The organism is Streptomyces sp. NPDC050658 (assembly GCF_044457025.1).
GTDB lineage: Bacteria > Actinomycetota > Actinomycetes > Streptomycetales > Streptomycetaceae > Streptomyces.
This window is the reverse complement of record NZ_JBITGM010000001.1, coordinates 1,051,496-1,076,181: the sequence shown is the minus strand read 5'-3', so window position 1 is coordinate 1,076,181 and position 24,686 is coordinate 1,051,496. Positions and strand designations below refer to the sequence as shown.

General features: G+C 70.9%; 17 protein-coding genes. 13 read left to right on the top strand and 4 right to left on the bottom strand.

Annotation, left to right across the window (positions count from 1 at the left end):
- The 5 genes from ACIBKX_RS04845 to obgE all read left to right on the top strand — a co-directional run.
- A partial coding sequence (locus ACIBKX_RS04845) for a ribonuclease E/G (protein ID WP_399375639.1) occupies nucleotides 1-3,775 on the top strand: 3,775 nt, incomplete at its 5' end.
- A gap of 222 nt (nucleotides 3,776-3,997) precedes the next feature.
- Entirely contained in the window at nucleotides 3,998-5,347 is a 1,350-nt protein-coding gene (locus ACIBKX_RS04840; protein WP_399375638.1) for a phospholipase D-like domain-containing protein, read from the top strand.
- 195 nt (nucleotides 5,348-5,542) lie between these two features.
- Nucleotides 5,543-5,863, top strand: a complete 321-nt coding sequence (rplU, locus tag ACIBKX_RS04835) for a 50S ribosomal protein L21 (protein ID WP_055566950.1) — start codon at nucleotides 5,543-5,545, stop codon at nucleotides 5,861-5,863.
- A 14-nt stretch (nucleotides 5,864-5,877) separates the two neighbouring features.
- On the top strand, nucleotides 5,878-6,132 hold the full coding sequence (rpmA, locus tag ACIBKX_RS04830; RefSeq protein WP_030362615.1) for a 50S ribosomal protein L27: 255 nt from the start codon (nucleotides 5,878-5,880) through the stop codon (nucleotides 6,130-6,132).
- A 164-nt stretch (nucleotides 6,133-6,296) separates the two neighbouring features.
- The gene (gene obgE / locus ACIBKX_RS04825; protein ID WP_363273333.1) at nucleotides 6,297-7,736 is read left to right on the top strand and encodes a GTPase ObgE; all 1,440 of its coding nucleotides are present in this window, start codon (nucleotides 6,297-6,299) and stop codon (nucleotides 7,734-7,736) included.
- Between the two features lie 127 nt (nucleotides 7,737-7,863).
- Here the strand turns inward: obgE and ACIBKX_RS04820 are convergent, their stop codons facing one another.
- Complete coding sequence (locus ACIBKX_RS04820; protein ID WP_363273334.1) at nucleotides 7,864-9,957, bottom strand: hypothetical protein; 2,094 nt, start codon at nucleotides 9,955-9,957, stop codon at nucleotides 7,864-7,866.
- A gap of 254 nt (nucleotides 9,958-10,211) precedes the next feature.
- Here ACIBKX_RS04820 and proB point away from each other — a divergent pair, with 254 nt between their 5' ends.
- From proB to ACIBKX_RS04800, 4 genes are all read left to right on the top strand, one after another.
- The gene (gene proB, locus ACIBKX_RS04815) at nucleotides 10,212-11,393 is read left to right on the top strand and encodes a glutamate 5-kinase (protein WP_363273336.1); all 1,182 of its coding nucleotides are present in this window, start codon (nucleotides 10,212-10,214) and stop codon (nucleotides 11,391-11,393) included.
- A gap of 114 nt (nucleotides 11,394-11,507) precedes the next feature.
- Entirely contained in the window at nucleotides 11,508-11,930 is a 423-nt protein-coding gene (locus ACIBKX_RS04810; protein ID WP_363273337.1) for a hypothetical protein, read from the top strand.
- Nucleotides 11,931-11,982: 52 nt separating this feature from the next.
- Nucleotides 11,983-12,456, top strand: coding sequence for a hypothetical protein (locus tag ACIBKX_RS04805; RefSeq protein WP_363273338.1), 474 nt, complete (start codon nucleotides 11,983-11,985; stop codon nucleotides 12,454-12,456).
- Nucleotides 12,453-12,902: an RDD family protein gene (locus ACIBKX_RS04800; protein WP_363273339.1), complete on the top strand. Its 450-nt coding sequence runs from the start codon at nucleotides 12,453-12,455 to the stop codon at nucleotides 12,900-12,902. Before ACIBKX_RS04805 ends, ACIBKX_RS04800 begins: the two co-directional genes overlap by 4 nt.
- On the opposite strand, the gene ACIBKX_RS04795 is transcribed toward ACIBKX_RS04800, so the two are convergent.
- Nucleotides 12,887-14,350, bottom strand: a complete 1,464-nt coding sequence (locus ACIBKX_RS04795) for an MFS transporter (RefSeq protein WP_363273446.1) — start codon at nucleotides 14,348-14,350, stop codon at nucleotides 12,887-12,889. The two genes, ACIBKX_RS04800 and ACIBKX_RS04795, sit on opposite strands and share 16 nt — an antisense overlap.
- Nucleotides 14,351-14,508: 158 nt before the next feature.
- On the opposite strand from ACIBKX_RS04795, the gene ACIBKX_RS04790 reads away from it, so the two are divergent.
- The 4 genes from ACIBKX_RS04790 to ACIBKX_RS04775 are packed head-to-tail and all read left to right on the top strand — an operon-like array spanning nucleotide 14,509 to nucleotide 20,383.
- On the top strand, nucleotides 14,509-14,931 hold the full coding sequence (locus ACIBKX_RS04790) for a hypothetical protein (RefSeq protein WP_363273341.1): 423 nt from the start codon (nucleotides 14,509-14,511) through the stop codon (nucleotides 14,929-14,931).
- A 13-nt stretch (nucleotides 14,932-14,944) separates the two neighbouring features.
- Nucleotides 14,945-15,952 (top strand): polyphosphate kinase 2 family protein, encoded by a 1,008-nt coding sequence (locus tag ACIBKX_RS04785; RefSeq protein ID WP_363273342.1) that lies wholly within the window; start codon nucleotides 14,945-14,947, stop codon nucleotides 15,950-15,952.
- The gene (locus tag ACIBKX_RS04780; RefSeq protein ID WP_363273343.1) at nucleotides 15,949-18,684 is read left to right on the top strand and encodes an HAD-IC family P-type ATPase; all 2,736 of its coding nucleotides are present in this window, start codon (nucleotides 15,949-15,951) and stop codon (nucleotides 18,682-18,684) included. Before ACIBKX_RS04785 ends, ACIBKX_RS04780 begins: the two co-directional genes overlap by 4 nt.
- 7 nt (nucleotides 18,685-18,691) lie before the next feature.
- Complete coding sequence (locus ACIBKX_RS04775) at nucleotides 18,692-20,383, top strand: sulfate permease (protein ID WP_363273345.1); 1,692 nt, start codon at nucleotides 18,692-18,694, stop codon at nucleotides 20,381-20,383.
- A gap of 95 nt (nucleotides 20,384-20,478) precedes the next feature.
- Here the strand turns inward: ACIBKX_RS04775 and ACIBKX_RS04770 are convergent, their stop codons facing one another.
- Both ACIBKX_RS04770 and ACIBKX_RS04765 read right to left on the bottom strand, forming a co-directional pair.
- On the bottom strand, nucleotides 20,479-21,975 hold the full coding sequence (locus ACIBKX_RS04770) for an alpha-amylase (protein ID WP_363273346.1): 1,497 nt from the start codon (nucleotides 21,973-21,975) through the stop codon (nucleotides 20,479-20,481).
- Nucleotides 21,972-24,671: an MGH1-like glycoside hydrolase domain-containing protein gene (locus ACIBKX_RS04765; RefSeq protein WP_363273347.1), complete on the bottom strand. Its 2,700-nt coding sequence runs from the start codon at nucleotides 24,669-24,671 to the stop codon at nucleotides 21,972-21,974. The genes ACIBKX_RS04770 and ACIBKX_RS04765 overlap by 4 nt, the downstream gene beginning before the upstream one ends.
- Nucleotides 24,672-24,686: the final 15 nt, after the last annotated feature.

The window sequence follows — 24,686 nt, the reverse complement described above, 5'->3', positions numbered from 1 at the left end:
CGCGACCCCTGTGGTCGAGGAGTCGGCGCCCGTCGAGGAGGCCGCTCCGGCCCCGCGTGCGCGCCGTCGTGCCACCCGCCGTGCCTCCGCTCCCGCGGGTGCGCCGCAGACCGACGAGGTCAAGACCAAGGCCAAGACCGAGGCCGAGGCGCCCGCCGCCGAGCCGGTCGCGACCCCTGTGGTCGAGGAGTCGGCGCCCGTCGAGGAGGCCGCTCCGGCCCCGCGTGCGCGCCGTCGTGCCACCCGCCGTGCCTCCGCTCCCGCCGGTGCGCCGCAGACCGACGAGGCCGTGGCTGCCGTCGAGACGCCCGCCGCCGAGGAGCCCGCGCCCGCCGCGGAGCCCGTGGCCGAGGCGCAGCCGGAGTCCGACGCCGCGCCGCGCCGCGCCCGCCGCCGTGCGACCCGCGCCTCGTCCGCGCCGGCCGCCGAGACCGCCGCGCCCGTGGCCGAGCCGAAGGCTGCCGAGTCGAAGACCGCTGAGCCGAAGACCGCTGAGCCGAAGGCCGCAGAGGCTGCCGAGAGCGTCGCCGAGTCCGCCGAGGACGAGGCGCCCCGCGGCCGCAGGCCCCGTCGCGCCACCCGCAAGGCCGCCGCCGGTTTCTCGGCGCCCGCCTCGCAGAAGACCCGCAAGGCGCAGGCCGAAACCGACGAGGACTCCGGCCGGAAGCCCGCGCGCCCCGCCGTGGCCGTCTTCCAGGCTCCGGTCTTCGCCGAGCCGATGTTCCAGACCCCGGAGCGCGCCGCCGCCGCGGCCGCCGCCGAAGCGGCCGAGGAGTCCGCCGAGGAGGAGGAAGCGGTCGAGCCGGCCGAGCCCGTCGCCGCGCCCGTCGCGGAGGAGGAGACCGCCCCGCGCCGTCGCCGCCGCCGTCGCGCCGCGGACGAGCAGCCCGCCGCCGAGCGCGAGCCGGCCAAGGCCGCCCCGCAGGCCGAGGAGCCGGAAGAGGAGCCTGCCGAGGCCGAGGCCGAGGAGGGCGCCGACAGCGAGGACGCCGAGGACGCCGGTGAGCGGCACGGCCGCCGTCGCCGTCGTGGTGGCCGTCGCCGTCGCCGCGGTGAGTCCGCCGACGCCGAGGGCGAGCAGCAGGACGCCGAGTCCGACGAGACCGCCGCCGAGGCCGAGGCCGAGGAGAGCGCCGACGCCGAGGAGGCGGAGGAGAGCGCCGCCGAGGACAACGGCTCGGGCGCCGGTTCCAGCAGCAGCCGTCGCCGTCGTCGCCGCCGTCGCCGTGCCGGTGACTCCGGCGAGGCCGAGGCCGCCGGTGACGGCGACCCGGAGCGTACGGTCGTCAAGGTCCGTGAGCCGAGGGAACGGCGTGGGAAGGACGAGCGCGAGCCCGGCACCGGCGCCGACGAGGTCCAGTCCATCAAGGGATCGACCCGCCTCGAGGCCAAGAAGCAGCGCCGTCGCGAGGGCCGCGAGCAGGGCCGTCGCCGCGTCCCGATCATCACCGAGGCCGAGTTCCTGGCCCGCCGTGAGGCCGTCGAGCGCGTGATGGTCGTCCGCCAGAACGGCGAGCGCACCCAGATCGGCGTCCTCGAGGACAACGTGCTCGTGGAGCACTACGTCAACAAGGAGCAGGCCACCTCGTACGTCGGCAACGTCTACCTGGGCAAGGTCCAGAACGTGCTGCCGTCCATGGAGGCCGCCTTCATCGACATCGGCAAGGGCCGCAACGCGGTCCTGTACGCCGGTGAGGTCAACTTCGAGGCGCTCGGCATGGCCAACGGGCCGCGCCGCATCGAGTCCGCCCTCAAGTCGGGCCAGTCGGTCCTCGTGCAGGTCACGAAGGACCCGATCGGCCACAAGGGCGCCCGCCTCACCTCGCAGGTCTCGCTGCCCGGCCGCTACCTGGTCTACGTGCCCGAAGGGTCGATGACCGGCATCAGCCGCAAGCTGCCCGACACCGAGCGCGCGCGTCTGAAGACCATCCTCAAGAAGATCGTCCCCGAGGACGCGGGCGTCATCGTGCGCACCGCCGCCGAGGGCGCGAGCGAGGACGAGCTGCGCCGTGACGTCGAGCGTCTGCAGCAGCAGTGGGAGGACATCCAGAAGAAGTCCAAGATGACCACCACCAGCTCGCCGAGCCTGCTGTACGGCGAGCCGGACATGACCGTCCGGGTGGTCCGCGACATCTTCAACGAGGACTTCTCCAAGGTCATCGTCAGCGGTGACGACGCGTGGAACACCATCCACGGATACGTCTCCCATGTCGCGCCCGACCTGGCCGACCGCCTCTCCAAGTGGACCTCCGAGGTCGACGTCTTCGCGACGTACCGGATCGACGAGCAGCTCGCCAAGGCCCTGGACCGCAAGGTCTGGCTGCCCAGCGGCGGCTCGCTGGTGATCGACAAGACCGAGGCGATGATCGTCGTCGACGTCAACACCGGAAAGTTCACCGGCCAGGGCGGCAACCTCGAGGAGACCGTCACCAGGAACAACCTGGAGGCGGCCGAGGAGATCGTCCGTCAGCTGCGCCTTCGCGACCTCGGCGGCATCGTCGTCATCGACTTCATCGACATGGTCCTGGAGTCCAACCGCGATCTCGTGCTCCGGCGTCTCCTCGAGTGCCTGGGCCGCGACCGTACGAAGCACCAGGTCGCCGAGGTGACCTCGCTGGGCCTGGTCCAGATGACCCGTAAGCGTGTCGGCCAGGGGCTCCTGGAGTCCTTCTCCGAGACCTGCGTCCACTGCAACGGCCGTGGCGTGATCGTGCACATGGAGCAGCCGACCTCCGCCGGTGGCGGCGGCAAACGCAAGAAGCGCGGCCGCGGCGGCTCCGAGCAGCAGGACCACGCCCACGAGCACGAGGCGGTCGAGACGGCGGAGAGCACCGAGGCCGAGACCGAGGCCGAGGTCGCGGCGGAGGTCGCCGCCCCGGTGGCGCTCCCCGAGCCCGAGTTCGTGCCGGACGAGGAGCTGTACAGCAGTGCCTCCGAGGCCGAGGCCGCCGCCACCCGTGGCCGTTCGCGGCGCCGGGCGACCCGGCGGGCGTCGGCTCCGGCGGGCGCCCCGAAGGCGGAGACCGCGCCCAGGTCGGAGAAGCGGGAGAGGCCGAAGAAGGCCGCGAAGGGCAAGGCTGAGGCCCCGGCCGAGGTCGAGGTCGAGGCTCCGGAGGCGGAGGCCCCCGTGGCCGAGGCTCCGGTCGTCGAGGCCGCCGCCCCGGTCGAGCCCGCCCCGGTCGTCGAGGCCGCTCCCGTTGCCGAGGCCGAGGCTCCGGCGGAGGACGCCGCTCCCAAGGGGCGTACGCGCCGTCGTGCGACCCGCAAGGCGACGTCGCCGGCTGGTTCGCCGAAGGCCGCGCCGAGCGCCGAGCCGGAGGCCGCCGAGGTGATCGTCACCGAGGCGCCCAAGGCCGAGCCGGTCGCGGAGCCCGCTCCCGAGCCGGTGGCCGAGGCCCCTGTGGCCGATGCCGCTCCGGCCCGTCCGCGCCGCCGTGCGGTCCGCAAGGCCACCGCGCCGACCGCGTCGGAGGAGGCGGCCTTCCTGGTCGTCCCGTCCCCGGAGAAGGCCACGGAGAAGGCCTCGGAGAAGGCTGAGGCGAAGGTCGAAGCCGACGCCGAGGCCCCCACCGAGGAAGCCGCTCCGGCCAAGAAGGCGGCCCGCAAGACGGCCAAGAAGGCGACCGCGAAGAAGGCCGCCACCAAGAAGACCGCGGCCAAGAAGACGGCCGCCAAGAAGACGACGGCCAAGAAGGCGTCGAAGGCGACGAAGAAGACCGCCGCGGCGGAGCAGGCGCCGTCCGGCGTCAACGCCTCCGCGGGCGACGAGGGCTGATCCTCTTCGAACAGGTCACTCGCACGCACCACAAGTGCCCCCGGCTCGGCGCGACGCGCCGAGCCGGGGGCACTTGGCATGAGAGCCTCGTCCCGCCCGAAAGTCCCACCCCGCCTGTCGAACAGCAGTGAAGTACCTGTAAAACTCATGCGGTTGACAGAGAATCACACGAACGTGGCTTTTGGGGAAACGCCGGGTTCGTGACAGGGGAGGGGACCGCCGATGGCGCATGGGCGCCTGAGAGGCACGGGACGCCACCGTGCCGTGAAGCAGATCAAGGGCGGACGCCAGGCCGTCGCGCTGGCCACCGTGCTCTCGGCGGCGGGGATCCAGTCGGTCGGTGCCGTCGGCACGGCCGCCGCGGACGGGCCCGCGTGGACCGAGGGGCCGATCTTCAACGATCCGCTGGGCAGCACCGACGAGCAGTACGCGATCCGCACCCGGCTCATCCAGCTGACGAACTCCGCGGTGCCCGGCTCGACGATCAAGGTCGCGGTCTACCACGTCTGGGAGGCCTCGGTCGTGGACGCGCTCGTGGCCGCCAGGCAGCGGGGTGTGAACGTACAGATCCTGCTCGACGAGTCGAGCCGCAGCGACCGTCCGACGAACACCTCGTACAGCACGCTGGCCGCGGCGCTCGGCACCGACAAGAACAAGGCGTCCTTCGTGACGCTCTGCCCGGCCGGGAAGTCCTGCCTGGGCGACCCCAAGTACGGCAAGTCGATCATGCACAACAAGTTCTGGCTGTTCTCCGAGGTCGAGGGCGCCCGTGACGTCGTCGTACAGACCACGTCGAACTCCACGCCGTCGGCGCACACCAAGTTCTTCAACGACGCGCTGCTGCTTCCGGACAACCCGACGATGTACGAGGCGTACGCCGACTACTTCACCGACATGATCGGCAAGGACTGGCGGAACTGGGACTACCGCACGGTCAGCGGCGGCCTCTACAAGGCCTACTTCTTCCCGCGCGCCGGCACGGTCAACGAGACCGACACCATGTACTCGGTCCTGAACAACGTGCAGTGCAAGTACAAGGACGCGGCCGGGGTGACGCGGTCCACCAAGGTGCGGGCCTCGATCTTCAAGATCACCCGGCAGCAGATCGCCGACAAGCTCGTCTCGCTGAAGAAGGCCGGCTGCTCGGTGAGCATCGTCTACGCCGAGACGGACAGCGCCAAAAGCCAGGGCGGCACCCCCGGCACCTGGGAGGCGCTGCACAAGTCCGGCGGACCCTCCGTGCGCTGCTTCAACGACGACCGGGACCCGCTGCACCCCGGCACCAAGCTGGTGACGCCCTACATCATCCACTCGAAGTACCTGCTCATCGACGGGCAGTACGACGGCAGGCGGAACAAGCTCTCCTTCACCGGCTCGCAGAACTACACGGCGCCCGCGCTGCGCGAGAACGACGAGGCGATCGTCAAGGTCGACGACGACGCGGTGCACGACATGTACCGAGGCCACTTCGACCGGGTGCGTGCGGTCGCCTGGCCGGGCAGCGCCGACTCCACCGATCTGTGCAAGGGCGTCAAGCCGCTGCCGCCGGACGGCGAGAAGACGACCACCTGACCGGCCCGGTCAGCGGGGGTGCGGGGCCGGTTTGACCCTTCAGGGCGGGCCCCGTAACCTTGACCGTCGGCGTGTTCATATGCGCGCCCACCCCCTGTAAACCTTTTCCTCCCGGCTTCGGGCTCGGGAGAGGCCGTCCGCTTCTGCGGGCGGCTGGACTGCGGGGGCACCGTTCCGAGCGAGAGAGAGTTCCGCGTGTACGCCATCGTGCGCAGCGGTGGTCGCCAGCACAAGGTTGCTGTCGACGACATCGTTGAGGTTGACAAGATTTCCACCGCCAAGGTCGGCGACACGGTCGAGCTCTCGACCCTGCTCGTGGTCGACGGCGACGCCGTGACGAGCGACCCGTGGGTGCTTGCCGGCATCAAGGTCCAGGCCGAGGTCGTGGACCACCACAAGGGCGCGAAGATCGACATCCTTCGCTACAAGAACAAGACCGGCTACCGCCGTCGTCAGGGTCACCGTCAGCAGTACACGGCGATCAAGATCACCGGTATCCCCACGGCTGCGAAGTAAGGGACTGAGACAAGATGGCACACAAGAAGGGCGCATCGTCCACTCGGAACGGGCGCGATTCCAATGCTCAGCGGCTCGGTGTGAAGCGCTTCGGCGGTCAGACCGTCAACGCCGGTGAGATCCTGGTCCGCCAGCGCGGCACCCACTTCCACCCGGGCACGGGCGTCGGCCGCGGCAAGGACGACACCCTGTTCGCGCTGGACGCCGGTGCGGTGGAGTTCGGCACCCACCGTGGCCGCAAGGTCGTGAACATCGTTCCGGTCGCCTGAATCAGGCTTCCGTAGAACACGTTCTTTCGCGAGGCGGACCTCACTTCCCGTACGGACTCCGTACGGGAAGCGGGTCCGCCTTTCGCGTGTTACGCAAGAGACATTCCCGTACGTAGTTGACGTACGACGTACTGACGTACTGCTGTATCTGGAGGCACTGAACCATGACCACCTTCGTGGACCGCGTCGAGCTGCACGTCGCCGCGGGTAACGGGGGCCACGGCTGTGCCTCCGTCCACCGTGAGAAGTTCAAGCCGCTCGGCGGCCCGGACGGCGGCAACGGCGGCCGTGGCGGTGACGTGATCCTGGTCGTCGACCAGTCGGTCACCACCCTGCTCGACTACCACCACTCCCCGCACCGCAAGGCCACCAACGGCATGCCGGGCGCCGGTGACAACCGCTCCGGCAAGGACGGCCAGGACCTCGTCCTGCCCGTGCCGGACGGCACCGTCATCCTCGACAAGCAGGGCAACGTCCTCGCGGACCTGGTCGGCCAGGGCACCACGTACGTCGCCTCGCAGGGCGGCCGCGGCGGCCTCGGCAACGCGGCGCTCGCCTCGGCCCGCCGCAAGGCCCCCGGCTTCGCGCTGCTCGGCGAGCCGGGCGACGCGGGCGATGTCGTCCTGGAGCTGAAGACCGTCGCCGACGTCGCCCTCGTGGGCTACCCGAGCGCCGGCAAGTCCTCGCTGATCTCGGTCCTGAGCGCCGCCAAGCCGAAGATCGCGGACTACCCGTTCACGACGCTGGTCCCCAACCTCGGTGTGGTGACGGCCGGTTCGACCGTCTACACCATCGCCGACGTGCCGGGCCTCATCCCGGGCGCCAGCCAGGGCAAGGGCCTGGGCCTGGAGTTCCTGCGGCACGTCGAGCGCTGCTCGGTGCTCGTGCACGTCCTGGACACCGCGACGCTGGAGTCCGACCGCGACCCCGTCTCCGACCTCGACATCATCGAGGAGGAGCTGCGGCAGTACGGCGCGGGCCTGGAGAACCGGCCGCGGATCGTCGTCCTGAACAAGATCGACGTACCGGACGGCCAGGACCTCGCCGACATGGTCCGGCCCGACCTGGAGGAGCGCGGCTACCGCGTCTTCGAGGTGTCGGCCGTCGCCCACAAGGGCCTCAAGGAGCTGTCGTACGCGCTCGCAGAGGTGGTCGGCGCCGCGCGTGCCACGAAGCCGAAGGAGGAGGCGACCCGCATCGTCATCCGGCCCAAGGCCGTGGACGACACGGGCTTCACCGTGAAGCTGGGCGACGACGGCATCTACCGCGTCCGCGGCGAGAAGCCGGAGCGCTGGGTCCGCCAGACCGACTTCAACAACGACGAGGCCGTCGGCTACCTCGCGGACCGTCTGAACCGGCTCGGCGTCGAGGAAGAGCTGATGAAGGCGGGCGCGCGCAGCGGCGACGGCGTCGCGATCGGCCCCGAGGAGAACGCGGTCGTCTTCGACTGGGAGCCGTCCGTCATGGCCGGTGCCGAGATGCTGGGCCGTCGCGGCGAGGACCACCGCCTGGAGGCGCCCCGGCCGGCCGCGCAGCGCCGTAAGGACCGGCAGGCGGAGCGGGACGACTCGGATGCGGAGTACGACGACTTCGAGCCGTTCTAGGGGCCTGAGGGCCCCGTAAGGGGCGCGGGGAACTGCGCGATCAGCCACGACGCAGTCGCAGGCAAGCAACAAGAGAAGGGCCCCCGGAGCAAAAGCTCCGGGGGCCCTTTCCGCAACGGGGCAATACTTACGCCGTCACAGAGTCCTCAGCACCGTTCTGCTCAGCAGGGGCCTCAGACTCCATCTCCTCGGCGGCATCCTCCGCGGCCCGCTGGCCGGGGATCTCCGCGTCGATACGCGTGGCCATCCGCACCCGGCGCTCATCGGCCTTCGCCGACAGAGACAGCGCCGCCTCGTTGAAGCGGACCAGGGACGGCGGGTCCGAGGGGCCGAGGAGGTGTTCCTTGAGGGCCGCGCGGGCCTCGACGTGGGTGTCGAGCTCCGGGGACCGCACGGCCTCCAGAAGGGCGGGGACCTCCACGGCCTCCGGCGAGAGGATCGCCGCCGCGCTCACCGTGGGGAAGGCCGCGCGGAACTCCGGCTCGGACATGCCGGACGTGTTGCCGACGGCGTACGGCTTCTCGCTGCTCAGCCAGTCGGAGACGACCGAGGAGACATCGCTGATCAGCAGGTCGGCCTGGTTGAAGCAGGAGAAGATCGCCGGGCGCGCGGTCGTGATGATCTGGTGCTCCCACTCGGGGAACGAGGCCCAGTACGCGGCCTCCCACGCGGCGGTCGCCTCGGCGACGGCGGTCTGCTGGTCGCCGTCCGGGGTGCCCTGGAGCATCATCCGCTCCTGCTCGTCGGCGCCCTTGCGGAAGGACCGCGAGGTCAGGGCGTCGAGCTCGGCGGCGCGCCGCTCCAGCTCGGCGGCGGCCTCCGGGCCCGGACGGGGGCCGGAGCGCTGGGCCGCGGCCTCGCGGATCATCGCCTTGATGCGCTCGTTCGCGGCGCCCGCGCGCGGGTCCTGCGAGCCGGTCATCGGGTGCGGCTTGTAGATGAGGCGTACGCCGTTGTCGGCGAGGAGGTGCCGGACGATGTTCTCGCCCGCGAGGGTCACCGACGTGTTGCCGGGGTTGCCGTCCCAGCCCTCCCAGGTGGGGGCGTACAGAACGGTCGTGTACGTGCCCTCGGGGGCGCCGGTGTACGGGAGGATCGGGGACAGCTGGGGGCGGCCGACCTCGACCACGTCCTTGTCCTCGACGCCGACGTCGGCGGCCTGGTAGCGGTCGCGCGCGGCGGGGCCCGCCACCCACACCTCGTCGTACGCCTTCGCGTACGGGTTGCAGGAGGACAGCTTGTCGCTCTCGCCGTGGTTGATGAAGGCGTGCTTGATGGTGGGGATGCGCAGGACCTGTGAGGTCTTCGCGGCGTTCGCCGGGTGCAGCAGCATCTTCAGCGTCGAGGTCTCCAGGGAGAACATCGTCGCGACCTTCGGGAAGCAGATGATCGGGACGTCCGTGGCGTCGATCTTCTGCACCATGAACCGCTCGCGGAGCACGATCAGCGGCTTGCCGTCGAGGTTGGAGAGCGTGGAGAGCCACATGTTGGCCTGGTACGCGGAGGTCGTGCCGCCCGAGAAGTACATGCCGACGGTCGGCTGGTACTCGGCCAGCCACTCGTCGAGCCACTCCATGACCCGCTGGTCGTTCTTCGCCCGCTTCTTGGGGAGCAGCCAGGTGGCGAGGTGGATCGCGCCGAGGCCCATCAGGGCGATGGAGACGCCCAGGCCGATGCCGCCCCAGTAGGCGTCGGCCGTCACCGCGGTGATCACCAGGCCGGTCGTGGCGGGGATCGAGAAGGTCAGCAGGCGGTGCGCCTGGCGGCGGGCCAGGATCCGCGGCGGGGCCGCCGTCAGGTGCAGCGCGGAGGTGTCGATGTTCCGCGTGACGATCGGCAGCTGGCGGCTGCGGCGGACCAGTATGGCCGTGGCCTGGCAGCCGAAGTGCAGGAAGTAGAAGGCGAGCAGTGAGATGGTCAGCGGCGACTGCTCGGCCAGCGGCTCGATGCCGTCGATGCGCAGCAGGCCGACCAGGATCAGCATGTCGCGCAGGAGCTGGCGGACCGTGACGTCGAAGCGGATCTTGCCAAGGAGGGAGAGCAGCCCCGGCTGCTTGTACTGCAGATAGACGTCGAGCGCCAGGTTCGCCGCCGACGCGGCGACGAACAGCGGGACGTACGGGACCAGCGCGCTGACTAGCTGGGCCGTGAAGAGCGCGAACATCGAGAACAGCGCGGAGAGCTGTGCGATGCGGCGTGGGGCGAGTCCGGCAGAGGGCACGGGCTTGGGCTCCTGGCGGGGTATCGGATGGGGGGAAGATGTCGGGGAGGCGACCACTGACCGTATGACGTGCGGCGGCTCTGTAGCAATCTTCCGTGACCACAATCACCGGATAAAGGGGCAAAGGTAACGGAACCCGGGGGCCGTGATTCCCCTCTGGGGTGACGGTCCGCCCCTCGGAATGCGCGGGCGTCGGCACCCCGCTCTCGCGTAGATTGCTGGTTCAAGAGCGCAGGGATCACTTGGGGTAGAACGTGGCTGGGGTCAGGCAGGGTGTCGCGGACGCCCACAGGGTCGTCGTCAAGGTCGGGTCCTCGTCCCTGACCACCGCCGCGGGAGGCCTGGACGCGGACCGGGTCGACGCCCTCGTCGACGTGTTCGCCAAGAGCCGAGACATGGGGGCGGACCGAAGGTCCTCGGTTGAGGGTGGTGGTGGGAGACGGGCGGGCGGGGGCAAGCGCGAGATCGTGCTCGTCTCGTCCGGTTCCATCGCCGCCGGGCTCGCGCCGCTGGGGCTGCGCAGGCGCCCCAAGGACCTGGCGAGGCAGCAGGCGGCCGCCAGCGTCGGCCAGGGCCTTCTGATGGCCCGCTACACCGCTTCCTTCGCGCGTTACGGCGTACGCGTCGGGCAGGTCCTGCTCACCTCCGACGACATGGCGCGCCGCGCCCACCACCGCAACGCGTCCCGCACCTTCGACCAGCTCCTCGCGATGGGCGCGCTGCCGGTCGTGAACGAGAACGACACGGTGGCCACCGACGAGATCCGCTTCGGCGACAACGACCGGCTCGCCGCCCTGGTCGCCCACCTCGTCCGCGCCGACCTCCTGGTGCTGCTCTCCGACGTCGACGGTCTGTACGACGGCGACCCCGCCAGGCCCGGCACGTCCAGGATCTCCGAGGTCACCGGGCCCGCCGACATAGCGCACGTCGAGATCGGCAGCGCCGGAAAGGCGGGCGTCGGCACCGGCGGCATGGTCACCAAGGTCGAGGCCGCGCGGATCGCCGCCGCCGCCGGCATCCCGGTCGTGCTGACCTCCGCGAGCCAGGCCGCCGACGCGCTCGCGGGCCGCGACACGGGGACGTACTTCCACCGCACCGGGCGGCGCTCCGGCGACCGTCTGCTCTGGCTCCAGCACGCCTCCGAGCCGCAGGGCGCGCTGACGCTCGACGACGGGGCGGTGCGGGCGGTGGTGGAGGGGCGCAAATCGCTGCTGCCCGCCGGCATCGCGGCGGTCGAGGGCGACTTCTCCGCGGGGGACCCGGTGGAGCTGCGGGACGGGGCGGGGCGGCCGGTCGCGCGCGGCCTGGTGAACTTCGACGCCAAGGAGCTGCCGCAGCTCCTCGGGCGTTCCACGCGGGAACTCGCGCGGGAGCTCGGACCGGCGTACGAGCGGGAGGTCGTGCACCGCGACGACCTGGTGCTGCTGCACGGCTGAGGCGCGAGGCGGCGCGATTGCTGTCACCCCTGTCGAGCGACGCCGCCGGGACGGTCCTTCGGAACTCTGGTGCGAAGGACCGTCTGGGCTAACCGTCTGGCTTAGGGGGGGAGCATGGCGTGGAGCGTCGCCGTTCGTCGGCCGAAGGTGCTGGTGGCGGGTGGGCTGTGGACGTGGGTGTCGAAACCGTGGGCCCGCGGCGCGGTGGCCGCCCGTCCCGATGTGTCGCCGGTCGTGCTGCGCCGGGTCGACGGCTGTCTCGTGATCGAGGTCCGGGACGCGATCGACCCGGCTGCCGAGGCCGGGCTCGGCCGGGTGCTGCACGCCGCCATCCGTGCGGGCGGGGCCGGTGTCCGCGTCGACCTGCGGAACGCGCGGGACCTCGGTGCCAGCGGCGCCAGCGTCCTGCAGCTGGCCCGCACCCTGGCGCGGCAGAGAGGTCTGCCCTTCGGCATCGCACCCGCCGGGCAGGTGGTGGACGAACTGCTCGGCGGCCGGGACGATCCGGGGTTCGCCCGGCTCCCGGTGGAGCGCTGACTCACCCGCCGCGGAGGATGTCCCGGCCGCGGCCGGCTGCTTCGGTCGCCGGATGGGAGAGGAAAGCGCGGCTTGCCCGGTGGGCACGGTCATCCGGTGGGTGCGGGGTGCGGGGGGACTGCTCGGAGCGGCGGCGGGGCTGCTGATCCGTCCGCTGGTCATGGCGGTACTCGATCGCATCGACCTGGATGCCCTGGTGGCGCGTGTCGACGTGAACCGGGTGGCCGAGCGGGTGGACGTCGAGCGGATCGTCGACCGGGTCGGCGTCAACCAGGTCGCCGATCGTGTCGACATCGATGCGATCCTCGCCCGGATCGACCTGGTGGGGCTCACCCGTGAGGTGCTGCACGAGATCGATCTCGGACAGATCGTCCGCGACACCGGGGGCGGAATGACCGTGGAGACCGTGCAGGTGATCCGGCTGCTCGGCCGGCACGGGGACCGCAACGTGAACCGGCTGGCCGACCGGGTGCTCCGCCGGGCCGGCCGGTCACAGGGCGACGGCGCCGGTCAAGACGGCCGATGACCGAGGCAGACGGCGGACGCGGTCCCCGTGCCGACGCCGCCGGGATCGTCTCGCGCGGGGTGGCGGCTGTGGTCGACGCGCTGGTCCTGGCGCTGATGGGCCTCGCGGTCCAGGTGGGCGCCGGGTGTGCGCTGCTGCTGGCCGAGGGGCCGCCGTTCCGCTTTCCCGAGTTCCCCGTATGGCTGTCCGCGCCTGTCAGCTGGACCGTTGCGGTCGCCTATCTGGGGGGCGCGTGGTCCGCGATCGGCAGTACCCCCGGCTGCCGGCTGATGGGGCTGCGCGTCACCGACCGTGCGGGGCGGCTGCTCGGCCTCCCGCGTGCCCTGGCGCGCGCCGCGCTGTGCGTGACGGTCCCGCTGGGCCTGTGCTGGATTCCGTTCAGCAGGCGCCGGGCGGCGCTGCAGGATCTGCTGGTGGCCAGCGCGGTCTCCTACGACCGGCGGTGACGCTCCTGCGACCGCCGGTGACGCGGTCCGCCGGTCGTCCCGGCGGATGGTGCGGGCGCGGGTGTCCGGGGCAGCAGCGCGGCGGCGCCCAGGCCGCCGAGTCCGATGACGGCAAGCACCACGAGCGCGACGGCGTACGGCCCCACGGCCGGGTCGGCGACCAGAATGGTGCCCGCGATCGCGGTGCCCACCGAGGAGCCGAGGTTGGAGACGCTGCGGGACAGGCCGGAGATCTCGCCCTGCAGATCCTCGGGGAAGCTCGACTGGACGATGTTCACCGACGGCGTCAGCATCACGCCGAGCCCCAGGCCGATGAGCAACAGCCCGGGGGTGAAGCTCCAGGCGCTCGGTGAACCGTGGGCCATGGCGATGAGTACGCCGATGCCGCAGACCGTCACGGCGAAGCCGGCCATGACGAGGGTCCGCTGCTCACGCCGTTTGGCGAAGCGCTCGGCCCCGAGCGAGCTGGCGAGCAGGCCCACGGTGGACGCCGTGAAGATCACGCCGGTGCTGATCGCGTCGTATCCGCGTACGACCTGGAGGTAGGCGGCGACCACGAAGGAGACGCCCATCAGCATCAGCCACTGGGTGTGCTGGGTGATCAGGCCGAGGTTGGACGTCCGGTCGCGGAACAGCGCGGTGGGCAGGAGGGGTTGGGCCCCGGCGCGCTCCTTGGCGCGTACCCAGAGGTAGAAGGCCAGCAGGACCAGGGCGCCGACCGACAGCAGACCGGCCGCCAGCCAGCCGTTGTCGTCCGTGGCGAGAATCCCCATGACCACGAGGATCAGGCCGACGGCGGACAGGACCGCCCCGACGGTGTCGAAGGGCCGGTCCGTGTCCAGCGGCAGCGGATCGACGAGTTTGCGGCTCAGCAGGATGATGGCCGCGACCACGGCGGCCTGGAAGACGAAGGCCGCCCGCCAGCTGATGGCCGAGGTGATGAGGCCGCCCAGCAGCGGCCCGGCGGCGGCCCCCATGCCGCCCATCGCCATGATCGCCCCGAAGGCGCGGGCCCGCTCCGTGACCTCCGTGAACAGGAGGGTCGTGAGGATGTAGACCGGCGGGATGAGCAGCGCGGTGCCGATGCCCTCGAGGATCGAGTTGCCCAGGATGAGGACGCCCAGGCCGGGTGCGGCCGCGCTGAGCAGGGCTCCGACGCCGTACACGGACAGGCCGACGACGAGACAGCGCTTGCGGCCGAAGCGGTCGGTGAGGATGCCGGCCGGGATCATCAGGGCCGCCATCACCAGCAGGAAGGTGGTGATGGCGATCTGCACGCCCTGCACGGTGGTGTCCAGGTCCTCGCTGATGTCCTGGATCATGACGGTCATGTTCGATCCGGCGAAGCTGCAGATGAACTGGGCCAGCGCGAGCGGCGCGAGCACCCGGCGCCGGTAGCGGCGGCGCTCTCGGGCTGCTGCCGCGTCGGGGGTGGACACCACGGTCATCGCCTCGCTTCCACTGCCGGACCGGTCCACGGTCAGCCTGTTGACGGGCCCGGCCACGGGCGTCACCCCTGGAGGGTGACGACCCGGCTCCGCCCGGGAGTGAGACTCGGCGTCACAGCGGTGCAATCGGCACCCTCCAGGAGCAGGGGAGTTCGGTCATGACCACCTCGACCACTCACGACCGCGGTGCCCGCACTGCGAAGGCGGTGGCTGCCGGCGGGCTGACGATCTTCGCGGCGGTGATGCTGTTCATCTCCGGGTCCATGGACTTCTGCCGCGGCCTCATGGGGGTACTTGAGGACAAGGTGTTCCTCAACACGCCCCAATACGTATTTGAGTTCGACCTGACGACCTGGGGCTGGATCCACATGCTCTTCGGAACGGTCGCGGTGATCGTCAGCCTCGGTCTGCTCGTGGCCATGAAGTGGGCCCGGGTCATGGGCGTGATCATCGCCGCGCTCATGGTGATAGCGCACTTCCTGTCGATCCCGTACTACCCGCTGTGGTCCCTGACCCTGATCGCGATGGACGGCTTCGTGATCTGGGCCCTGTGCGTCGTGAAGAAGGAAACGCTGTACTAGCCGAAGAGGTCCCATGAAGGACGGACGGGCACGTACCAGGGACGCGCGGGCCAGGCGGATCGCCGAATTCGTCGCGCCGCTGCGAGTCGAGCCGGGCTCGAAGGTGAACCTGTCCAAGGACTTCGACCCCGCGCGCAAGGCAGGCGTCAAGAGCCGGAAGGAGGGAGAGGAGCTACTGCGCGGCGGGGTGCTCCTGCTGGCCGACTACCAGCAGCGGCTGGCCGCCGAGGGCAGGCGGGGAGTGGTGCTGTGTCTCCAGGCGCTGGACGCGGGCGGCAAGGACGGCACGATCCGGCACGTCATGAGCGGGGTGAACCCGCAGGGCGTGCATGTGGCCGGCTTCAAGGTGCCGTCGGCGGAGGAGCTGGGGCACGACTACCTCTGGCGCTACGTCCGTGAGCTGCCGCGCCGCGGGGAGATCGGCATCTTCAACCGGTCGCACTACGAGGAGGTCCTCGTGGTGCGCGTGCACCCCGAACTCCTGGACCGCCAGCGGCTGCCGGGCAAGACCACGGACAAGGCCAGGAAGAAGCTCTGGCGGCGGCGCTACCGGGAGATCAACGCGTGGGAGCGCCATCTGACGGACAACGGGTTCAGGGTCGTCAAGCTGTTCCTGAACCTGTCCAAGGAGGAGCAGCGCATCCGCTTCCTCAAGCGGATCGACGTACCGGACCGGAACTGGAAGTTCTCGGCGGCGGACGCGCGTGAACGCACCCGGTGGGACGCCTACCAGGCGGCGTTCTCCGACATGCTGTCCGCCACGAGCACGCCCTGGGCTCCGTGGTACGTCGTGCCCGCCGACCACAAGTGGTACGCGCGGATCTGCGCGGCCGCCGTCCTCGCCGACACGCTGATCGACATCGACCCGCACTTCCCGGAGATCGACGACAAGAGCCGCCACGAACTGGAGCTGGAGAAGCGCCAGTTGGAGGAAGAGGCACCGCCCGGAGCGGCGCTCGACCCCTATGCGGACTCCATCGGCGCACGAAGCCACCGGGGTGGTCGGAGGCGGGCCCGGTGACGGCGCCGGCGTCGGGACAGGACGCACCCCTGACACCGGGCCACGCCTGGTACGCGCGATCGGCCCAGGAAGTGGCCGGGCACCTCGGCGTCGACCCGGCAGTCGGCCTCGACGCCGCCCGCGTGTCCGCGAGGCGCGCCGAGGACGGGCCCAACGTCCTGCCCGAGGAGCGGCCGACACCGGCCCTGCTGCGATTCCTCGGCCAGTTCACCTCGTACATGCAGATGATCCTCGTCGGCTCCGCGGTGGTGTCCCTCGCCATCCAGGAGTGGGGCACGGCGGTGGTGCTGATGGCCCTGACCGTGCTGAACGCGGTCATCGGGATACGTCAGGAGGGCAAGGCGGAGAGCGCCATGAACGCCCTGAAGGCGATGACGAAGGCCACGGCGCGGGTGCGGCGCGAGGGACGTGAGGCCGAGATCCCCGCCGAGGAGGTGGTCGTCGGGGACGTCGTCCTGCTCGCCGCCGGGGAGGAAGTGCCCGCGGACGGACGGCTCGTCGCCGCGAGCGCCCTGCAGATCGACGAGTCCGCGCTCACCGGCGAGAGCGTCCCTGTGTCGAAGGACGCCACGACGGTGACGGGCGACGACCTGGGTCCGGTCGACCAGACGGACATGGCGTTCATGACCACCCCCGTCACCCACGGGAGCGGCGTACTGGTCGTCACCGCCACCGGCGCCGGTACGGAACTCGGCCGGATCTCGGGCATGCTGTCGGCCACCCCGCGCGAAGAGTCCCCGCTCACCCGGGAGTTGAACCGGCTGACGCTGTGGATCGTCGGGGCGGCCGGGATCACCATGGCCGTGATGTTCGCCCTGGGGCGCGGGCGGGGCGAGGCCTGGGAGGCGCTGTTCATCAGCGCCGTGTCGCTGGCCATCGCCGCCGTCCCCGAGGCGCTGCCGACGGTGACGCAGACGATCCTGTCGATGGGCGGGCTCGACCTGGCCCGGCGGCACGCCATCGTCAAGGACCTGCCGTCGGTGGAGACGCTGGGCTTCACCTCGGCCGTGAACTCCGACAAGACCGGCACCCTGACGATGAACCAGATGACCGTGGTCGAAGTGGTGGACGCCTTCGACCGCTACACCGTCTCGGGGACCGGATACGCCCTCGAAGGCAGGATCCATCACGCCGCGGGCCGCGGTGACCGCATCGACGACGCGATCCTGCCCTACCTCGTCGCCGGCGACGCCTCGCTGGTGGACGGACGGGTGGTGGGCGATCCCACCGAGGGCGCGCTGCTCGTGCTCGGCCACAAGGCGGGCCTCGACGTGGCGGCGACCCGCGAGCGGCTGCCCCGGCTCGCCACGCTGCCCTTCGACCCGGCCTACAAACTGATGGCCACGTTCCACCCGGCCATCGACGACAAGGGGCAGCCGGTCGTGCGCTGCTTCGTCAAGGGCGCGGCGCCCGCCGTCCTCGCGCGCACCACCGCGGCGCTGTCGAACGGCAGCAGCATCGAGTTCGACGCCGCACTGCGGGAGCGGGCCGAGGGCGAGGTCGAGCGGATGGAGCGCGCGGGGCGCCGCGTGATGGCCGCCGCAAGCCGGGACCTGGACCCCGCGGCGTTCGATCCGGCCGGCGATCTGCTGGCCCTGGTCACGGAGTTGCGGGTCACCAGTCTCGTCGGCATGGTCGATCCGCCGCGCGAGGAGTCACGGGCCGCCGTGGCCGCCGCGCAGGCCGCCCACATCCGCGTACGGATGGTCACCGGTGACGACGTCATCACCGGCGCCGCGGTCGCCGAGCAGATCGGGATCGGCGGCGAGGCGATTCTCGGCGCCGACTTCGCCGCCCTGCCCGAGGAGGAGCGGCTCGCCCGCATCGACGACATCGGCGTGGTGGGCCGGGTGGCCCCGGAGCACAAGGTGCTCCTGGCCGAGACCCTGAAGAAGCACGGCGACGTGGTCGCCATGACCGGTGACGGCGTCAACGACGCGCCCGCCATCAAGGCCGCCGACATCGGCATCGCCATGGGGTCCGGCACCGAAGTGGCCAAGAACGCCGGACGGATGATCCTGTCCGACGACAACTTCGCCACGATCGTCCACGCGGTGGAACAGGGCCGCAAGATCTACGACAACCTCACCAAGTACATCCGCTTCGTCCTGGTGCTGCTCGTCGTGTTCGTCCTGACGTTCCTGGGCGCCGCCCTGTTCGACATCGCCGACGGCGAGCCGTTCACGCCCGCGCAGGTGCTGTGGATCCACTTCGTCGTCAACGCGGCCTTCGGCTTCTCCCTCGGGTTCGACCGCGTCAGCCCCGGACTCATGACCCGGCGCCCGCGGCCGCGCGGAGAGCCGGTCATGACGCCCGCCCTGATGCTCACGGTCGGTCTGGCGGGTACGGCCGTCACCATCGGGCTGCTCGGCCTGATCCAGCTCGGGGAGGCCCGCTACGACAGCGTGCGCGTCGGCAATTCCATCGCCTTCGCCTCGTTCGCGCTGTGCCTGATCGTGGCCGCCCTGGAGTGCCGCAGCCAGACCGGAACGGTCCTGACCACGGAGACCTTCGACAGCAAGCAGCTGAACTGGACGATCCTGGGCGAGTTCGTGCTCGCCGTTCTCGTGACCCAGACGGACGCCTTCAACCGGCTGCTCGGCACCGTGCCGCTGGGCATCGGCCAGTTCGGCTGGGCGCTCCTGCCGGCGCTCGCGCTGCTGGCACTGTGGGAGCTCGGCAAGCTCACCGCCCGTCACCGTCGGCGGCCTTTGGCCACCGGCGGGCGGTGAGCCGGCGATGCGCGGGGTACCACCCGGCGTCCGGACGCTGCGCACCTACCGTCGCGAGTGGCTGTTCAAGGACCTCGTCGCCGGCATCGTCCTGACCACGCTGCTGGTCCCCCAGGGCATGGCGTACGCGGAGCTGGCGGGGCTGCCCCCGATCACCGGTCTGTACACGTCCGTGCTCTGTCTGCTCGCCTACGCCGTGGCGGGGCCGTCCCGCATTCTGGTGCTCGGCCCCGACTCGTCGATCGGTCCGATGATCGCCGCGACGGTGTTGCCGCTGGTGGCCTCGGACGGCGACAGCGCCCGCGCGGTCGCCCTCGCCTCGGTCCTCGCCCTGATGGTCGGGGCGATCACCATCCTGGCGGGGGTGGCGCGGCTCGGCTTCGTCGCCGATCTCATCTCCAAGCCCACCATGATCGGCTACATGAACGGCCTGGCCCTGACCATCCTCGTCGGCCAGTTGCCCAAGCTCTTCGGCTTCTCCACGGACGCCGACGGGCTGATCGCCGAACTGGACGCCTTCGTCGGCGGGTTGGCCGACGGGGACGCGGTGCCCGCAGCCGTCACGGTGGGCGGCTGCGGAATCGTCCTGATCCTGTTCCTCCAGCGTCTCCTGCCGAAGGTGCCGGCCGTTCTCGTCATGGTGGTGCTCGCCATCGGCTCATCGGCCCTGTTCGACCTGGGCGACCACGGTGTGAAGCTGGTCGGACGGCTGCCCGAGGGGCTGCCGCCCTTCACGGTTCCCGACATCCGCTGGGACGACCTGGGGCCCCTCTTCGTCGGCGCGCTCGGCATCGCGCTGGTGTCGCTGGCCGACACCATCTCCAACGCCTCGGCCTTCGCGGGCCGCACCGGCCAGGAGGTCCGCGGCGACAGCGAGATGATCGCCATCGGCACCGCCAACGCGGCCGCGGGTCTGTTCCAGGGCTTCCCCGTGAGCACGAGCGGATCGCGGACGGCCGTGGCGGAACGGGCCGGGGCCAGGACCCAGCTCACCGGGGTGGTCGGCGCCGGGCTGATCGTTCTCATGCTGGTCCTGTTGCCGGGCCTCTTCCGTGAACTCCCGCAGCCCACACTGGCGGCGGTGGTCATCACCGCCTCGCTGTCCCTGGCCGACCCGCGCGGCACGGCACGGCTGTGGCACCAGCGCAAGGCGGAGTTCTGGCTGTGCGTCGCGGCGTTCCTCGGGGTCGCCCTGCTCGGGGTGCTGCAGGGGATCGCGGTCGCCGTGGGCCTGTCCATCCTCAATGTGTTCCGGCGCGCCTGGTGGCCCTACAGCACGGAGCTCGGACGCGTGCCGGGCCTGGAGGGGTACCACGACGTGCGCTCCCACCAGGGCGCCGAACACCTGCCGGGCCTGGTGATACTGCGCTTCGACGCGCCCTTGTTCTTCGCCAACGCCAAGTCGTTCCGCGACCAGGTGCTGCGGTACACGCGCGGCACGGCGCCACTGGAGTGCGTGCTGATCGCGGCCGAGCCCGTGACCGACGTCGACACGACCGCGGCCGATGTCCTGGAGGAACTGGACCGCACCCTCCAGGACCGCGGAATCGCCCTGGTCTTCGCCGAGCTCAAGGACCCCGTACGGCGCAAGATCGAACGCTACGGGCTGACCCGCACCTTCGACCCGGCCGCGTTCTACCCGACGGTGGAGAGCGCGATCGAGGCGTTCCGCTCGCGGACCGGCGCGGACTGGGGCTAGGGCCTGTCCGGCGGATCTTGCATGGGACGCGGCGGCAAGGCACCGCCCACAGGAGCCGGCCAGATCCGCCGGACAGGCCCCAGGCGGCCAGGCGGCTAGGACACGGGAGGCGAACCGCTCACGACGGACAGCACATGGCTTCCCCAGGGCGGCAGATCCACGTACAGGCCGCTCTCCACGAGCTCCGCGCCCCCGCGCTCGTACCGCTCGGAGCCGAGCACGTCGAGCAGGCTCCAGGTGTCCGGGCCGAGCAGCTCGGTCCACGGCAGCCGGACGCGGGCCTGTGCCGGATGCGCGGAGAGGTTCACCACGGTCAGGAACCGGCCCGCGGGACCGGTCCAGCACGAGGCGACCAGATCGCGGCAGGAGTCGTTGTCGGACCAGCCCTCGCAGTCGAGCGGCTGCCAGCGGCCCGTGCGCATGCCGCTGGCGTGCACGCGCGACAGGAGTTGTTCGTGGAAGGACCGCAGGGAGGGGTCCGCGGGTTCGTCGGGGCGCCGGTCCAGGAACACCGGCAGATGGACGCGGCGGCCGGTGAACTGTCCCTCGTGCCACAGCGTGGCGCCGGGCAGGGTGGCGACCAGCGTGGCCGCGGCCCGTTCCTTGGCCGGGTGCAGCGTCAGGGCGGCCCGCGGCTCGTCGTGGTTCTCCAGGAAACGGACGAGCCCGCGCTGGTACTCCTCGTCGGCGCGCAGATGTCCCCGGACGGCCTCGGGGCTCTCGTTCAGCAGCCTGTCGTAGAGACGCTTGTCGTAGCAGAAGTCGAACCCCTGGCGCTGCAGGGCCCATTCGAGGTCCCAGTAGGCCTCGGCCGCGAAGATCAGACGTGGGTGTTCGCGGCGGACCTCACCCACCACCTCGGGCCAGAAGTCCGCCGCGGGCGCGGGCCCCACCCGCTCGCCCCACGTCCGCGCGAAGACGTCGTTCATCAGCAGCATGGCCATGTCGCAGCGCAGCCCGTCGCAGAACCGGCCGATATGGCCCAGGAGTTGAGCGGTGGCCGTGCGCAATTCCGGTGCGAAGGCGTTCAGTTGGACCACGTCCGGCCAGGGCGGGAAGAACGGGTCGCGGCCTCGGGCCAGCACCGCCCGCCCGGTGTCGAGGAACCCGGCCGGATCCCGCCGCAGGTCGTCCGCGTCGCCGCGCACGAAGTACTCGGGGTGTTCGCCGACCCAAGGGCTGTCCGGTGCCACGTGATTGGGGACGTAGTCGAGCAGCAGCCCGACGCCCCGCCGGTCGAGCTCGGTCCGGGCCGAGACGAGCCCCGCGGCACCGCCGAGTGCCGCGTCGACCTCGTAACGGCGGATGCAGTACGGCGATCCGGCGATGTCGTCGTCGGCCACGCCCGGCAGCGCCGCGTCGAAGGCGCCGCGGAGCTGCGGGTTCTCCAGGGCGATGGCGCGTCCCCGGGGGCTGCGCTCCCACACGCCCATCAGCCATACGGCGTCGACACCGGCGGGAGTGATCTCGTCCCAGACGTCCTTCGGTACGTCCCCGAGTCCGGTCGGTCGGCCGGTGCGGAGCCCGGTCTCCCGCAGCCACACACGGGTGTTGACCTCGTACACGACGGGCTGTGCCGGCAACGCGGTCATCGCCTCTTCCTCCTCGTGGCCCCGGGACCGAAGTCCGCCGGGCCGAGCGTGCCGAAGATCTTCATCAGGGCGGCGACCAGGCCGGTCCAGCCCGTCTGATGGGAGGCGCCGATCCCGGCGCCGTTGTCGCCGTGGAAGTACTCGTAGAACGAGATCAGGTCGCGCCAGTGCGGATCGTCCCGGAACGCCTCCTGCCCCCCGTACACCGGGCGCACGCCGTTCTCGTCGCGCAGGAAGATGCGGCTGAGCCGGGCGGAGATCTCCTCGGCGACCTCGAAGAGGTTCTTGTGCACCCCCGAGCCGGTCGGGCACTCGACGGTGAGGCCGTCCCCGTAGAAGCCGTAGAGGTTGAGCAGCCCGCGGATGACGAGCGTGTTCATCGGCATCCACACCGGTCCGCGCCAGTTGGAGTTGCCGCCGAACATGCCGGTGTCCGACTCGGCGGGCAGATAGCCGACCTTGTACTCCTGGCCGTGCACCCAGAAGGAGTACGGGTGCTCGGCGTGATGGCGGGAGAGCGCCCTGATCCCGTACGGACTCAGGAACTCGTCCTCCGACAGGAGGTGGGCGAGCACCCGCACCAGCTTCTTCTCGTCCACGACGGACAGCAGCCGGGGGCCGCCCGCCGCACCGGCCTGGGCCGACGTCAGCGTCACGGAGAGCGAGGGGTGGCGCTCGGCGAACCTCTGCAACCGCTCCCCGAGGCCGGAGAGGCGCTCCAGCTGCTCGGGCCTGAAGACGGTCGACGCGCACAGCGGAAGCAGCCCCACCATGGAGCGGACCTTCAGCCGGACCGACTGTCCGTCGGGCAGCCGCAGCACGTCGTAGAAGAAGCCGTCCTCCTCGTCCCACAGTTCGTCCCCGAGATTCCCGAGCCGGTCCATCGAGGCGGCAATCCACAGATAGTGCTCGACGAACTTCAGGACGAGATCCTCGTACGCGGCGTTGTGCTCGACGAGTTCCAGCGCGATCTGCAGCATCGACTGGCAGTACAGCGCCATCCAGGCCGTGCCGTCGGCCTGCTCCAGGACGCCGCCGGTGGGCAGTGGCGCACTGCGGTCGAAGACACCGATGTTGTCGAGGCCGAGGAAACCGCCCTGGAAGACGTTGCGGCCGTTCGGGTCCTTGCGGTTGACCCACCACGTGAAGTTCGTGAGCAGCTTCTGGAAGGTGCGCTCCAGGAAGGCGTGGTCGGCGTGGCCCGTCGTGCCCTGCTCGACCGTGTACACGAAGTACGCGGCCCAGGCGTGCACCGGCGGGTTCACGTCGCCGAAGTTCCACTCGTAGGCGGGGATCTGGCCGTTGGGGTGCAAGTGGGTGTCCCGCAGCAGGAGTTCGAGCTGCTTCTTGGCGAAGCCGATGTCGACGGCCGAGAGGGCCACCGCGTGGAACGCCAGGTCCCATGCGGCGAACCAGGGGTACTCCCACTTGTCCGGCATCGACACGATGTCGTCGCTGACCATGTGGAACCACTCGCGGTTGCGTATCCCGGGCCGCGGCGGACTCCATGGCGTCAGATCGTGCTCGGCCAGCCAGGTCTCCAGGTCGAAGGCGTAGTACTGCTTCGACCAGAGCATCCCGGCGAGCGCCTGGCGGATCACCCGGGCCTCGTCCTCGCCCGCCCGCGGGGGCGTCAACTCCCGGTAGAAGGCGTCCGCTTCGGCGATGCGGTCCTTGAACACCGAGTCGAATCCCCGGCCGAGCGACAGCTGGGCACCGGCGGGGCCGAGACGCAGCCGCAACGTCTCGGACCCGCCGGCGGGTACGGTCAGCCGGTGGTGCACGGCCGCCTTGGTGCCCTCCTGGGCCGGATTGACGGCGCCCTGCTCTCCGTCGACCACGCGGCGGCCGATGCCGTCCTTGACGTAGGGCGAGGCGCTGGGGGTGTCGAAGAGCCGCTCGTTGTTGGTCTCGTTCTCGGTGAACAGCAGCGCGGCCGGTCCGGAGCACCGCAGGTCGTAGCTGCCGAGCTCCGGATGGTCGGCCCGGACGGTGAGTGTGGAGCGCGGCCCTTCGGCCTTCCGCAGCCGTGGCCTGTGCTCCCGGTCGGGGTGTTCGCCCCAGGACCAGGTGTTGCGGAACCACAGCGTGGGCAGCACGTGCAGCGTCGCCTCGTCGGGGCCGCGGTTGTCGACGGTGATCCGCATGAGGAGGTCGTCGTGATCCGCCTTGGCGTACTCCACCGTCACGTCGAAGTACCGGCCCTCGTCGAACACGCCGGTGTCGAGCAGCTCGTACTCGAACTCCTGGCGCGTCCGCTCCCGGTTCACCGCGGTGAGGTCGCCGTAGGGGAACGCGGCCTGCGGATACTTGTACAGGTAGCGCAGGTAGGAGTGGCTGGGCGTGCTGTCGAGGTAGAAGTAGTACTCCTTGACGTCCTCTCCGTGGTTGCCCTCGCCGTTGGTGAGGCCGAAGGCCCGCTCCTTGAGGATCGGGTCGCGGCCGTTCCACAGGGACAGGGCCAGACACAGCCGCTGCTTCTCGTCGCAGACGCCGCCGAGACCGTCCTCGCCCCAGCGGTAGGCGCGCGAGCGGGCGTGGTCGTGCGGGAAGTACGACCACGCGTCGCCACCGGGGCTGTAGTCCTCGCGGACCGTGCCCCACTGGCGTTCGCTCAGGTACGGGCCCCACAGGCGTGACCGGCCGCTCTTGTCGTCGACCGGTCCGACCCGACCGGCGTGTGTCTGGCTCTTCATGCCGTGCCTCCCTGC